9 protein-coding genes and 3 tRNA genes are annotated in these 13,348 nt (G+C 62.5%); 2 read left to right on the top strand and 10 right to left on the bottom strand.

Features of this window, described 5'->3' with window-relative positions:
* Nucleotides 1–90: 90 nt before the first annotated feature.
* From BG60_RS28965 to tig, 8 genes are all read right to left on the bottom strand, one after another.
* Complete coding sequence (locus tag BG60_RS28965; RefSeq protein WP_008349745.1) at nt 91–2,013, bottom strand: SurA N-terminal domain-containing protein; 1,923 nt, start codon at nt 2,011–2,013, stop codon at nt 91–93.
* A gap of 253 nt (nt 2,014–2,266) precedes the next feature.
* Nucleotides 2,267–2,343, bottom strand: a tRNA-Asp gene (locus BG60_RS28970).
* A 25-nt stretch (nt 2,344–2,368) separates the two neighbouring features.
* Nucleotides 2,369–2,444 (bottom strand) — tRNA-Val (locus BG60_RS28975).
* A gap of 76 nt (nt 2,445–2,520) precedes the next feature.
* On the bottom strand, nt 2,521–2,853 hold the full coding sequence (locus BG60_RS28980; protein WP_268811674.1) for an HU family DNA-binding protein: 333 nt from the start codon (nt 2,851–2,853) through the stop codon (nt 2,521–2,523).
* 211 nt (nt 2,854–3,064) lie between these two features.
* Nucleotides 3,065–5,488, bottom strand: a complete 2,424-nt coding sequence (gene lon, locus BG60_RS28985) for an endopeptidase La (RefSeq protein WP_008349749.1) — start codon at nt 5,486–5,488, stop codon at nt 3,065–3,067.
* Nucleotides 5,489–5,674: 186 nt separating this feature from the next.
* Entirely contained in the window at nt 5,675–6,946 is a 1,272-nt protein-coding gene (gene clpX, locus BG60_RS28990; RefSeq protein WP_008349753.1) for an ATP-dependent Clp protease ATP-binding subunit ClpX, read from the bottom strand.
* Nucleotides 6,947–7,119: 173 nt separating this feature from the next.
* The gene (gene clpP, locus BG60_RS28995) at nt 7,120–7,773 is read right to left on the bottom strand and encodes an ATP-dependent Clp endopeptidase proteolytic subunit ClpP (protein ID WP_008349755.1); all 654 of its coding nucleotides are present in this window, start codon (nt 7,771–7,773) and stop codon (nt 7,120–7,122) included.
* A gap of 138 nt (nt 7,774–7,911) precedes the next feature.
* Nucleotides 7,912–9,258, bottom strand: a complete 1,347-nt coding sequence (gene tig, locus BG60_RS29000; protein WP_034473666.1) for a trigger factor — start codon at nt 9,256–9,258, stop codon at nt 7,912–7,914.
* 528 nt (nt 9,259–9,786) lie between these two features.
* Here tig and BG60_RS29005 point away from each other — a divergent pair.
* The gene (locus BG60_RS29005; RefSeq protein WP_008349758.1) at nt 9,787–10,935 is read left to right on the top strand and encodes a glycerate kinase family protein; all 1,149 of its coding nucleotides are present in this window, start codon (nt 9,787–9,789) and stop codon (nt 10,933–10,935) included.
* A gap of 24 nt (nt 10,936–10,959) precedes the next feature.
* Here BG60_RS29005 and BG60_RS29010 read toward each other — a convergent pair whose 3' ends face one another.
* The gene (locus BG60_RS29010) at nt 10,960–12,390 is read right to left on the bottom strand and encodes a PepSY-associated TM helix domain-containing protein (RefSeq protein ID WP_008349761.1); all 1,431 of its coding nucleotides are present in this window, start codon (nt 12,388–12,390) and stop codon (nt 10,960–10,962) included.
* Between the two features lie 141 nt (nt 12,391–12,531).
* The gene (locus BG60_RS29015; RefSeq protein WP_008349763.1) at nt 12,532–12,900 is read right to left on the bottom strand and encodes a DUF2946 domain-containing protein; all 369 of its coding nucleotides are present in this window, start codon (nt 12,898–12,900) and stop codon (nt 12,532–12,534) included.
* Nucleotides 12,901–13,172: 272 nt separating this feature from the next.
* On the opposite strand from BG60_RS29015, the gene BG60_RS29020 reads away from it, so the two are divergent.
* Nucleotides 13,173–13,259, top strand: a tRNA-Leu gene (locus BG60_RS29020).
* The last annotated feature ends 89 nt before the right edge of the window (nt 13,260–13,348 follow it).

Consider the following 13,348-nt stretch of genomic DNA (forward strand, 5'->3'; position numbering starts at 1 on the left):
AAAAAAACACCCCAAATCGTTGAACGGGTGTCCAACTTTTGGGGTGCAGTTCATTTCGGAAGCGGGGCTTTTCGATGATGTCAGCGCCGATCAGTTCGACGACGGTGCCGGCGCCTGGCTCAGCTTGACCTTCGAGCGAGCCTTCAGCGAGTTGAGGTACGCCTCCATGTCGGCCTGCGCGTAGACCTGCGCGACTTGCTGCTGTGCGCCGGCGAGACGATCGGCGGCGACCGGCGCGGCCTTCTCGATGCCGTTCACACGATAAATCGCGTAGCCTTCCGCACCGAGATCGACGCCGACATACGACGGCAGCTTCGATGCATCCGCTTTGAAGATCGCGCTCAACGCGACGGGCGGCAAGCCTTGCGCGTCATTGCGCGAGACGGTGATCGGCGACGTGAAGCCGTCGGTCGACTTCGACTTCTGCAGATCCGCGAGCTTCGCCTCGCCTTCCTTCTTCGCCATCGCCGCAGCCATTTCCGCGACGACCTTCTTGCGCACGTCGTCCTTCACGACGTCGAACGCGGGAACGGTCGAGGCCTTGTAGTCGGTGACGCGCGCGGCGATCAGCGTGTTGTTGCCGACGTCGATTGCCTGCGTGTTGTTGCGGTCCTTCACGGCATCCGGCGCGAACACGGCCGCGAGGAACTTCGGATTGTTGAGCGGATTGTCTTGCGGCAATTGCGGATTCGGCTTCGGACCGACCGTTGCGCTCTGCACCGTCAGCTTGTACTTGTCCGCGGCCGGCTGCAGCGACTTGGCCTTCTCGTAGACGAGATCGGTGAAGCCTTGCGCGTCGTCGGCGAAACCCTTCGTGCCCTGTTGAGCCGCGTAATCCTTCGCGATCGAGTCCTTCACTTCGTCGAACGGCTTCGTGACGGAAGGCTTCACGTCGGTCGCCTGAATGATGTGATAGCCAAAATCCGACTCGACGATATTGCTGACTTCGCCCTTCTTCAGGCCGAATGCGGCGTCGTCGAAAGCCTTGCCGCCCGCGATCTGACCGCGCGCGAAGTAGCCGAGATCGCCGCCCTTGCCTGCAGAGCCGGGATCGTCGGAGTTCTTCTGCGCGATTTGCGCGAACTGATCCGGATGCGCCTTGACTTGCGCGAGCAGGTCTTCGGCCTTCTGCTTGGCCTTCGCCTTGTCGGCCGCGCTCGCGTCCTTCGGTGCGTTCACGAGAATGTGGCTCGCGCGCACTTGCGCTTCGGTGCGATAGCGCTGGATGTTGTCGTCGTAGTACTTCTTGAGATCGGCGTCGCTCGGCTTCGATGCCGCCGCGATCGTCGACGGCGACAGCAGCAGATACTGGATCGTGGCGGTTTCGGGCGTCGCGAAATCGTTGCGATGCGCTTCGTAGTAGGCGGTGAGTTGCGCGTCGGTCGGCTGGACCTTCGCGGTGTAATCGGCCGCGCGCAGCGACAGACCCTGCACCGAGCGCTTCTGTTCCGCGAGTTCGGTCAGGCTTTGCGCGAGCGACTTCGACGTGAACGCCGTGCCTTGAATGCTGCCCGGAATCTGTCCGGTCGCGATCGTGTAGCGCATGCGCTCGTCGTACTGCGCGGGCGTCATGCCCTGCATCGCGAGCAGTTGCTTGTAGCGATCGAGGTCGATGCTGCCGTCGGGCTTCTTGAGCGACGAGATCACCGGATCGTTCAGCAGCGCCCGGCGCACGGCGTCGTCGGAGGCGGTCAGATGCAGACGCTGCGTTTCGTCGGCCATCGCGCGTTGCTGCACGAGACTATCGACCATCGCGGCGCGCGCTTCGGGCGTGTCGAACATCTTGGCGTCGAATTGGGAACCGAGCATCGAGCGGGCGCGGTCCACCTGCTGGCGGAAAGCGCTGTCGAATTCGGCGCGCGTGATCTTGTGGCCATTCACGCTGGCGACGTAGGAACTTTCGTCGAAATAGTTGCTGAAGCCCTGAATCCCGACCATGCCCAGACCGGGCACGATGATCAGGATCAGCAGAGCCATCATCAGGCGCTGGTGATTACGGAAGAAGTCGAGCATGCGTAGCGCTGCGTGGTTATAACAAAACGCTCGATATTACAACAGTGGACGAGGAAAAGGCGAAAGGCGGGCGGGATTTGCACCGCCCGATGTGAAATTCTCGCGTCCCCTTTTCGTAACGGGCGATGTTTCAGTTGAAAGTTCGCTTCCAGCGAGCATTCAATGGCGTGAAGCAATGATTAGCATTCTTAACGAGCACGCGCCAAAACAAAATCCCGCAAGCCGCGAAGCTTACGGGATTTCTTGTCGAATCTGGCGGAGCGGACGGGACTCGAACCCGCGACCCCCGGCGTGACAGGCCGGTATTCTAACCGACTGAACTACCGCTCCGGGTAGCGCGCAATGAACTGTGACCTGGTGGGTGCTGAGAGGCTCGAACTCCCGACCTACGCCTTGTAAGGGCGCCGCTCTACCAACTGAGCTAAGCACCCGGTCCGCAATTCACTCGGTTTGCGCTGCTGCTGGATTCACACTTCGTTTTGCGAAGGTCCGTATCCAGCGAGTCCGCTAGTTTAGCGCATCCTTCAGCGCTTTGCCAGGGCGAAATTTCGGCACTTTCGCGGCCTTGATCTTGATCTCATCGCCCGTGCGCGGATTGCGCCCCGTGCGCGCGGTGCGCTTGCCGACGGCAAACGTGCCGAAGCCGACGAGCGTCACGGTGCCGCCCTTCTTCAGCGTCGCGCTTACGCCGCCGATGACCGCATCGAGCGCGCGGCCGGCGGCGGCCTTGGAGATATCGGCTTGCTGCGCGATATGGTCGATCAATTCCGTCTTGTTCATTGTGATCCCCGAATCAGTATTGGCAAGTTTTAATCGATGTGGTCCGGCATCGAAGCGGATGGCATCTCGATAAGATTGGATGCGGCGCTCATTTAACTTAGCCGAAAGACACGTGTCAACCGGGGTTGAGCCTTATTCGGCGCGGCCTTCGGGCGTTTTAGAAGTTCTCTTCGAAAAGCCGCGCGCAAAAAGAAAACCCGCGGGTGGGTTGCCCGCGGGTTTTTAGCCTCGTTCACGCAACACGGCGTTAAAACCGTGCCGCGACAAGCGTTCAGTGCTTTACGACTTCGCCCGTTGCTGGCGTGTCCTTCTGCTGTTCGGCTGCGACGGGCGTTGCCTTCGCTTCGTCTTCGGGCAACGACTCCGGCGCACGTTCGAGCGCCAGTTCCAGCACCCGATCGATCCAGCGAACCGGCACGATCTCGATGGCGTTCTTCACGTTGTCGGGGATGTCGGCCAGATCCTTCGTGTTTTCTTCAGGAATCAGCACGAGCTTGATGCCGCCGCGATGCGCTGCCAGCAGCTTCTCCTTCAATCCGCCGATCGGCAGCACTTCGCCGCGCAGCGTGATTTCGCCCGTCATCGCGACATCCGCGCGAACCGGAATGCCGGTCAGCACCGAGACCAGCGCCGTGGTCATCGCGATACCGGCGGACGGACCGTCCTTCGGCGTCGCGCCTTCCGGCACGTGGATGTGGATGTCCTTCTTCTCGAACGACTCATCCGTGATGCCAAGCCGGCGCGAACGTGAACGCACGACCGAGCGCGCCGCTTCGACGGATTCCTTCATCACGTCGCCGAGCGAACCCGTGCGGATCACGCCGCCCTTGCCGGGCATCACCGCTGCTTCGATCGTCAGCAGATCGCCGCCCACTTCCGTCCACGCAAGACCCGTCACCTGACCGATCTGGTTTTCCTTCGCGGCCAGACCGAAGTCGTACTTGCGCACGCCGAGGAAGGTGTCGAGGTTGGAGCCGTCGACCTTCACGGCGCCTTCCGCCTTCTTGAGCAGCAGCATCTTCACGACCTTGCGGCAGATCTTCGATACTTCACGCTCGAGCGAACGCACGCCCGCTTCACGCGTGTAGTAGCGAATGATGTCGCGGATCGCTTGCTCCGTGACATCGATCTCGCCGTCCTTCAGGCCGTTGTTGCGCTTCTGCTTCGGCAACAGGTAACGCGTCGCGATGCTGACCTTCTCGTCTTCCGTGTAACCCGACAGGCGGATGACTTCCATCCGGTCGAGCAGCGGCGGCGGAATGTTCAGCGAGTTCGACGTCGCCACGAACATCACGTCGGACAGGTCGAAGTCCACTTCGATGTAGTGGTCCGCGAACGTATGGTTCTGTTCCGGATCGAGCACTTCGAGCAGCGCGGATGCCGGATCGCCGCGGAAATCCATGCCCATCTTGTCGACTTCGTCGAGCAGGAAAAGCGGATTGCGCACGCCGACCTTCGTGAGGCTCTGCAAAATCTTGCCGGGCATCGAACCGATATACGTGCGACGGTGGCCGCGAATTTCGGATTCGTCATGCACGCCGCCGAGCGCCATACGCACGAACTTGCGGTTCGTCGCGCGAGCGATGGACTGCCCGAGCGAGGTCTTGCCGACGCCCGGAGGCCCGACCAGGCACAGAATCGGTGCCTTCACCTTCTCGACGCGTTGTTGCACCGCGAGATACTCGAGAATGCGTTCCTTGACCTTTTCGAGACCGAAATGGTCTTCGTCGAGCACGCGCTCGGCATTCGAAAGGTCGTTGTTGACCTTGCTCTTCTTACGCCATGGCAAGCCGATCAGCGTGTCGATGTAGTTGCGCACGACAGTCGCTTCCGCGGACATCGGCGACATCAGCTTGAGCTTTTTCAGCTCGGCATCGGCCTTCTTCTTGGCTTCCTTCGGCATGCGCGCGGCGGCGATGCGCTTCTCGAGCTCTTCGAGATCCGCGCCCTCTTCACCTTCGCCCAATTCCTTCTGGATCGCCTTGACCTGCTCGTTCAGGTAGTACTCGCGCTGGCTCTTTTCCATCTGGCGCTTCACGCGGCCACGGATGCGCTTCTCGACCTGAAGAATGTCGATTTCGGCTTCGAGCTGGGCGAGCAGATGCTCCAGACGCTCGATCACAGGGAACATCTCGAGGATGTGCTGCTTTTGATCCAGCTTGAGCGGCAGATGCGCGGCGATAGTGTCGGCAAGACGACCCGCCTCGTCGATGCCCGACAGCGACGTCAGGATCTCCGGCGGAATCTTCTTGTTGAGCTTCACGTACTGATCGAACTGCGACACGATCGCGCGGCGCAGCGCTTCGGTTTCGGCGCTGTCGGCGTGATCCGGCTCGAGCGGCATCACATCGCAGGAAAATTGCGTTTCCTGCTCTTCGATCGACAGCGTTTTCGCGCGCTGCAGGCCTTCGACGAGCACTTTCACCGTGCCGTCGGGCAGTTTCAGCATTTGCAGGATGTTGGCGACACACCCTACTTCATACATGTCCTTTTCGGTCGGCTCGTCCTTCGCCGCCGTTTTCTGGGCGACGAGCATGATGTGCTTGCCGCCTTCCATCGCGGCTTCGAGTGCCTTGATCGACTTGGGCCGCCCGACGAAGAGCGGAATCACCATATGCGGGAAAACGACTACGTCGCGCAGCGGGAGCAGCGGCAGCGTAATGCGTTCCTGCGGGAGGAGTTGGGTTCCTGACATTTCATTTCCCCATTAGTGGAATCAGTTCAGTCGTAAATAAGGCCGGTCAGAGCTATTGCAAGCCTTTATCGGAAGGGAAAAGTCGTTAGTCAAAGATCGCGTCAGTAACGTCCACAAGATAAACCGACAAAAATAAAAGGCCGTTCACGTCGCCATGAACGGCCTTTCGCCGACACACAGCCTGCTTCAGTTCGATCCTGCTACTTTCGGTGCGTCTTCGTAGATGAGCAGCGGCTTGCCGTCTCCGTCGATCGTGTTGTCGTCGACGATCACCTTCGAAACGCCCTTCATGGTCGGCAGTTCGTACATTACGTCGAGCAACGCCTGTTCCAGAATCGAACGCAGCCCGCGCGCGCCGGTCTTGCGGCGAATGGCCTTCTGCGCGATGGCCTGAAGCGCAGCCGGACGGATTTCCAGTTCGACGCGCTCCATTGCGAAGAGCTTGTGATACTGCTTCACGAGCGCGTTCTTCGGCTCGATCAGGATCTTCACCAGCGCGGCTTCATCGAGCTTGCCGAGCGTCGCCACGACGGGCAGACGGCCGATCAGCTCCGGAATCAGGCCGAACTTGATCAGGTCTTCCGGCTCGACTTCGCGCAGCACTTCGCCCGCGTCGCGATCCTGCTTGCTCTTCACGCTCGCGCCGAAACCGATGCCGGTCTTCTCGGTGCGATCCGTGATGACCTTTTCCAGTCCGTCGAACGCGCCGCCGCAGACGAACAGGATGTTGGTCGTATCGACCTGGATGAAATCCTGATTCGGGTGCTTGCGTCCGCCTTGCGGCGGCACCGACGCCATCGTGCCTTCGATCAGCTTCAGCAACGCCTGCTGCACGCCCTCGCCCGACACGTCGCGCGTAATGGACGGGTTGTCCGACTTGCGGCTGATCTTGTCGATCTCGTCGATGTACACGATTCCGCGCTGCGCCTTGTCGACTTCGTAATTGCAATTCTGCAGCAGCTTCTGAATGATGTTCTCGACGTCCTCGCCGACATAGCCGGCTTCGGTCAGCGTCGTTGCATCGGCGATCACGAACGGCACATTCAGCATGCGCGCCAATGTCTGCGCGAGCAGCGTCTTGCCCGAGCCGGTCGGCCCGATCAAGAGAATGTTGCTCTTCGACAGCTCGATGTCGTCCTTCTTGTCGAGATGCTTGAGCCGCTTGTAATGGTTGTACACGGCCACCGCGAGAATTTTCTTCGCGCGTTCCTGGCCGATCACGTACTGATTGAGGATATCGCTGATTTCCTGCGGGCTCGGCAGGTCGGACTTGGTCAGCCCGGCCTCCTCCGCCGCACCGGCTGCCTCGTCGCGAATGATCTCGTTGCACAGGTCGATGCATTCATCGCAGATGAACACCGACGGCCCAGCGATGAGCTTCTTCACCTCATGCTGGCTCTTGCCGCAGAACGAGCAATACAGCAGCTTTTCGCTACTGGAACCTTTTTTGTCCGCCATAAATGTGTAAGCCTCCGGACACTCTTGTTACATGATACGCGCTTCGATTCCGCGACGCAGATTCGCACCCGCGAGGACCGCCGGAGCGCGTTTTGGCGTGGCGCCCAATGCGCGACTTCGCACGCTTCGCCGGCTTCGTCTCCGAGCGCCGGCGCGGCGCCGCTCCGGACGCCTCAGGGACGCTTGTGAAGCACCTGGTCGACGAGGCCGTAAGCCTGCGCATCGTCGCCCGACATGAAGTTGTCGCGATCCGTGTCGCGCGCGATGCGCTCGACCGGCTGACCCGTGTGATGCGACAGCAACTGATTCAAACGTTCCTTCAGATACAGGATTTCCCGTGCCTGGATCTCGATGTCCGACGCCTGGCCGCGTGCGCCGCCGAGCGGCTGGTGGATCATCACGCGCGCGTTCGGCAGCGCGACGCGCTTGCCCTTCGCGCCGGCCGCCAGCAGGAATGCGCCCATGCTTGCGGCGAGGCCCATGCACAGCGTCGAAACGTCCGGCTTCACGAACTGCATGGTGTCGTAAATCGCCATGCCGGCCGAGACCGAGCCGCCAGGACTGTTGATGTACAGGCTGATGTCCTTGTCCGGGTTCTCGCTTTCGAGGAACAACAACTGTGCGACGACGAGATTCGCCGACTGGTCGTTCACTTCACCGACGAGAAACACCACGCGCTCCTTGAGGAGACGCGAGTAAATGTCATAGGCACGCTCGCCGCGGCCGCTCGTTTCCACGACCATCGGAACGAGGCCGAGCGCCTGGGCTTCGAAATCCCGCGGTGCGTGGGACGCCAACGTGTCGAGCAATTCAGCGCGAAAGGTCATGCAATTTCCTTGTTCGGAATAAGGGTACTGAACGACAAAGGAACATCCACTAGAACGGCATGCAAACGCCCAACTTTAATGCAAAAAAGGCGTGCGAGCCGTCAGTCCGACGACTCCGCACGCCCCTTGCCTAACGCGTCAGGCTTGCGCCGTTGCGCTGGCCAGTTCCTCGAAGCTGACTTCCTTGTCGGTCACCTTGGCCTTGCCCAAGACGAAATCGACGACGTTGCTTTCGACGACGTACGCTTCCATCTCGGCGAGGCGCTGCTGGTTCGAATAATACCAGCGGACGACTTCCTTCGGGTCTTCGTAGCTCTTGGCGAATTCGTCCACTTCAGCGCGGATCTGCTCGGGCTTCGCCTGCAGTTCGTTGGCCTTCACGAGTTCGGCCAGCACGAGGCCCAGCTTCACGCGACGCTCGGCCTGCTCGGCGAACATTTCGGCCGGGATCGGCGCGTCGGCTGCATTCGGCACGCCGCGTTGTTGCAGGTCCTGGCGAGCCATTTCGACGAGGCGCTGCTGATCCTGTTCGATCAGCGCCTTCGGCACGTCGAGTTCGGAGATCTTCAGGAGCGCGTCCATGACCTGATTCTTCACGATCTGCTGCGTGCGGCGCTTCGCTTCACGCTCCAGATTGTCCTTGATCTCGGCGCGCATCTTCGTGAGGTCGCCGTCTTCGATGCCGAGCGACTTCGCAAAATCGGCGTTGATTTCCGGCAGATGCGGCCATTCGATCTTCTTCACGGTGATCGTGAATTGCGCCGTCTTGCCCGCCACGTCCTTGCCGTGGTAGTCATCCGGGAACTTGAGGTCGAACGTGCGCTCTTCGCCGACCTTCAGGCCCGTCGCGGCTTGCTCGAACTCGGGCAGCATGCGGCCTTCGCCCAGCACGAATGCGAAGTCCTGTGCGCTACCGCCTTCGAACGCGACATCGTCGATCTCGCCGACGAAATCGAGCGTTACGCGGTCGCCTTCCTTGGCTGCCGTGTCCGCGCCGCCGTCGCCGTGCTCGCCGGCTTCGCCGCGGGCGTGGAAATGCACGCGCTGCTTGCGCAGGATGTCCAGCGTGCGATCGACTTCGGCTTCGGAGATGGTCGTGACCGTGCGTTCGATTTCAGCGGTCGCCACGTCGCCGAGGCGCACTTCGGGATAGACCTCGAAGGTCGCGTCGAAGGCGTAGGCGTCCGTTGCGGCTTCCGACTTCGGCGCGAAGCTCGGCTGGCCCGCGACACGCAGGTTCTCGGCGCGCGTGACATCGAAGAATTCCTTGCCGACCTTGTCGCTCAGCACTTCGGCTTCGACCTGGCCGCCATACTGTTGCGTCACCATCTTGAGCGGCACCTTGCCCGGGCGGAAACCCGGCATGCGCACATTCTTGGCCAACTGGCGGATGCGCGAATCCACTTCCTTCTGCACCGTGTCCTTCGGCAGGGAAATCGTCACGCGGCGTTCGAGCTTGCCGAGGTTCTCAACTACGTTAGCCATGGCTGAAATCGTCCTAGAGTAAATCGTAAATTCGGTGTTCGGTTCTTCCGCGGTTCTAAAGGCGCGGGTCCGGATGCGGCCTCTGCCTGAGCCGGCCGAAATCGACGCCTGGCGCCGGAAGACGCCCAGAATAAGCGTCTCGCGGGAGTGCCGGAACGTCGCCCGACACGGTGTCAGTCAACAGAGCCAAGCATTTTAGCAAACTATTCCGCGCGGTCCGTCCGACGATCCTGCAAACACTGCGTTTCGGTCCGATTTGACTCGAAAAGTGCCAGTTTTCGACGCTCATTTCGGCGTAAATCCGCGTTTTGCTGACCGGCTCTCCCGCGCAGAATTCCCGCTATCGGCACGCCGCTATTTTGCGTCGCGCGCCGCGCTGATAAGCTTGCCGGCGCATGATTCGAGCGGCGAAGCGCTCGGGCGCGCAATCCATTGCCGCAAGGCATGAAGCGCATGCGACATTCGCATAGATGGAGCCTCGCCGCGGCTTTTCAATCCTTGCTTCCACATCAGAACATTCGAGACACCATGCCTAACGCCACGTCCGCTGCTCCCGTAGTTGTCATCGCTCCCGATTCGTTCAAGGGCTCGCTCTCCGCGGAAGGCGTCGCGAACGCCATCGCGGAAGGCATCAGGCGCGCGCGGCCGGACGCCGATATCCGTATCCGTCCGATGGCCGACGGCGGCGAAGGCACGCTCGACGCGATGCTCTCGGCAGGCGGCGAGCGGCGCATGCTCAACGTGCGGGGCGCGGCCGCCGCACGCCGCGACGCCGCCACGGGCCTGCTCGACGACGGCAGCGCGATTATCGAGACGGCGGAAGTCGTGGGCATCACGGATGCGGACGGCATGGCCGTGCCCGTCACCGAGCGCAGCACGCTCGGCATGGGCGAGGCGATCCGCGCGCTGCTGGATTCCGGCGCGCGCAGATTCTATGTGGCGCTCGGCGGCAGCAGCACCAACGACGGCGGCGCGGGCCTGCTCGTCGGCCTCGGGCTGAAACTCTTCGACGCAGACGGCAAGGAGCTCCATCCGGTGCCATCGGCGCTCGGGCGAGTCGCGCGCATCGACGCTTCCGGGCTCGACCCGCGCGTGAAGGACGCGGAGTTCGTCGGCATGTCCGATGTCGACAATCCGCTCACCGGCGATCACGGCGCGACGGCGGTCTTCGGGCCGCAGAAAGGCGTGACGCCGGAGCAAGTGCCCACCATCGACGCCGCCCTCGCCCATTTCGCCGATCTGCTCGAACCCGCGATGGGCGTCGCGAAACGCAGCGAACCCGGCGCGGGCGCGGCGGGCGGGCTCGGGTTCGCGCTGCACATGCTCGGCGCGCGTTTCGAGACCGGCGCGGAGGTGGTGGCGCGCGAAATCGGGCTCGACGCCGCGCTCGAAGGCGCGAACTGGCTCATCACGGGCGAAGGCCGTTCAGACGTGCAGACGCTGCATGGCAAGGCGCCGTTCATCGCCTGCAAGCATGCGCGCGATCACGGCGTGCCGGCGTCGTTGCTGTCGGGCGCCGTCGATTCGGCCGCGCTGCCGCGGCTCTCCGAATTTTTCAGCGGCTGCTTCTCGCCGGCGCCCGGCCCGATCACGCTCGAAACGGCGATCCGCGATGCGGCGCGGCTGCTCGCCAACGAAGCCGAGCAGCTCACGCGCCTCAGATTCGGTTCCAAATAAGTCCGAACGAGGCGCGCGGGTTCGTCAGGCAGCCGCGCGCTTGGCCCCGAACGCAAGCCGGTCGAAGCACCAGACGGCGAGCATGGTCGCGCCCATCAAAGGGAAAATCACGCCGAGCAACGTCAGGCTGCCGCGCCAGGCGCGCATCGGCGGGCGCTTCGTGGGCCGCGCCGGCGCGCCGAGTTCGCGCGCGGGCCGGCGTTTCATCCACATGATGAAGCCCGTCACGGACAACGCCGCGAGCCCGAGCGATATCGCCGAGCAGACGATCTGGTTCAGAAGCCCGAAGTAGCGCCCCATATGCAGCGACGTGCCGTACGAGATCACTTTCGCCACGCCGCCGTAGCTTGCGTAATCGATGTCGGACAGCACGCGGCCGCTGTATTGATCGATGTGCAGCGTGCGTTCGGCGCGCGGATCGGCGGGGAAATACGAGACCGTGTAGACGCCCGTCGGCTTGGACGGAAGCGCGATGCCGTAGTCATCCGCGACACCGTTTTTCGCGGCGAGCGCGACCACGTCGTCGATCGACACGCGCGCAGCCGAAGCCGACGCATTCGCGCCTTCCGGCACCGTTGTCGCGCCGACGGCCCACGGCGTCTGATGCAGCGGCAGATCGTCCATCTTCATCTGCATGCCGTGCATCGCGTGTTCGTTGTTCGAGGTCGCTGGGGCCGTCGAATGCACATGCGCCTCGCCCCACGCGCCCTTCGGATATCCGAGCGATGCGGTCGTCGCAAGCGCCTTGAATTGCTTGCCCCACGATCCCGACCACGGCAATCCCGAGAGAACGAAAAAGAGCGCGCCGACCGCGAGCCACACGCCGCCGACCGCATGCAGATCGCGCCACCACGCGCGCCCTTGGAGCGATAGCCGGGGCAGCCACACGCCGCCCTGTCTCGCGTTCGACCGGCTGGGCCACCACAGCGCGATACCCGTGCCGATCATCACGAGCGTCCAGCATCCGGCGAGTTCCATCAGCAGCTCGCCGGTCTTGCCGAGCATCAGGCTGCGATGCAGGTTGCGCACCTGTTTCATCAATCGATGTTCGACGGAAAGCGTGCCGAGCACGGTGCCGTCGTACGGGTTCACGTAGACGCTTTCGCTTTCGCCCGATGGCAGGCGAAAGACGAATTCGGCGCTGCGCGTGCGATCGGTTTCGATTTGCGCGAGCGTCGGTACGGCGCCGCGCGGTTCGCTCGCGGCAGCCTTGGCGAGCAGGATATCGCGGGACAGTTGCGGGGCGTGCGTGTCCGCGACGATCATCCGGTCGCGATACAGCAGCGGCTCGATCTGCGGCTGAAAACAGTAGATCGTGCCGGTGATCGCGAGCACGATGAGGAGCGGCATCACGAAGAGTGCCGCATAGAAATGCCAGCGCCACAGCGTGCGGCGATGCGCGATGACTTCCGCGCTCGGCGTCGCTGGCGCCGCGTTCAGGTCGGGTGCAAGCATGGCGAATCTCGTTGAGTATTTTTGCGATGAGCGCGCATCGGAGGTACCGTCAGTGCCGTGACGATATTCCCGACGAGCGGTCGTACGTTCATCGCGCTCATGTGCGCGACGAACATCGATGCGGTCAGACGAAGGAAGGCTTCAGGAGAGGACGGGCGGCGCGCGCGGGCTCGCGGCGTTGAAGGATTTCGAGGTGACGTCTTCGACGTTCGCGAAGGCAGGCACGCGCGTGACGCGTTCGATCAGCGCGACGTCATGCACGACGCCCGTGACGATCGGCAGATTCTGCGCGAGCAGTCCGCAGTAGGAGCAGGCGTCGACATGACTCCCGGCGTCGTGCTGGCCGGCGTGCGAGTCCGTTGCAGTCGCATCGACCGTGCAAAGCACCGCTTGCGGATTGGCGGCCTGGCGCGCGGCCAGCGTCTGACTGATGACCGGCGCGACGATGGCAAGCCACATGGCGGCGATGCCGAGCCATGCGACGAAGCGATTGCGCGCGTTGCGGTTCATGAGCGGGAATGTCGATGCCGAAGCGGAAGTGTGACGAGATTGTAGGCAGCCGATCTGCGAGCCGCAATCTTCGGGCGCGTATGGCCGGAATCGACGGCCATGCCGGCGATTCTCGCGCCTCGCTTAAGCTCGGGACCGTCGACGCATTTTCGCAGACATCGCCAGATGAATGCGTTAGAATCTCGGGCTTGGCACAGTGGACCGGTGCCGGACACGGCGGCATCGCCGGGCGCGGGTCATCATCCGCAAGAGCCCAGAGCGCCTGCCGTGCTGCGAGGATGGCGAAATTGGTAGACGCACCAGGTTTAGGTCCTGACGCCCGCAAGGGTGTGCGGGTTCGAGTCCCGCTCCTCGCACCACACGAAAACCCCTTTCATCGGCAAAGGGGTTTTTTGTTTTTGCGGCCGGCTGATGCTGCCGCCGCTGCGCAGCGAAGCCGCGCCTCGCC

The organism is Caballeronia zhejiangensis, assembly GCF_000698575.1.
Classification (GTDB): Bacteria; Pseudomonadota; Gammaproteobacteria; order Burkholderiales; family Burkholderiaceae; genus Caballeronia; species Caballeronia zhejiangensis.

Excerpts from the sequence above, each read along its gene's own strand:
- BG60_RS28965 (WP_008349745.1), bottom strand. The coding sequence starts at position 2,013 with ATGCTCGACTTCTTCCGTAATCACCAGCGCCTGATGATGGCTCTGCTG.
- lon (WP_008349749.1), bottom strand. The coding sequence starts at position 5,488 with ATGTCAGGAACCCAACTCCTCCCGCAGGAACGCATTACGCTGCCGCTG.
- clpX (WP_008349753.1), bottom strand. The coding sequence starts at position 6,946 with ATGGCGGACAAAAAAGGTTCCAGTAGCGAAAAGCTGCTGTATTGCTCG.
- clpP (WP_008349755.1), bottom strand. The coding sequence starts at position 7,773 with ATGACCTTTCGCGCTGAATTGCTCGACACGTTGGCGTCCCACGCACCG.
- tig (WP_034473666.1), bottom strand. The coding sequence starts at position 9,258 with ATGGCTAACGTAGTTGAGAACCTCGGCAAGCTCGAACGCCGCGTGACG.
- BG60_RS29005 (WP_008349758.1), top strand. The coding sequence starts at position 9,787 with ATGCCTAACGCCACGTCCGCTGCTCCCGTAGTTGTCATCGCTCCCGAT.
- BG60_RS29010 (WP_008349761.1), bottom strand. The coding sequence starts at position 12,390 with ATGCTTGCACCCGACCTGAACGCGGCGCCAGCGACGCCGAGCGCGGAA.
- BG60_RS29015 (WP_008349763.1), bottom strand. The coding sequence starts at position 12,900 with ATGAACCGCAACGCGCGCAATCGCTTCGTCGCATGGCTCGGCATCGCC.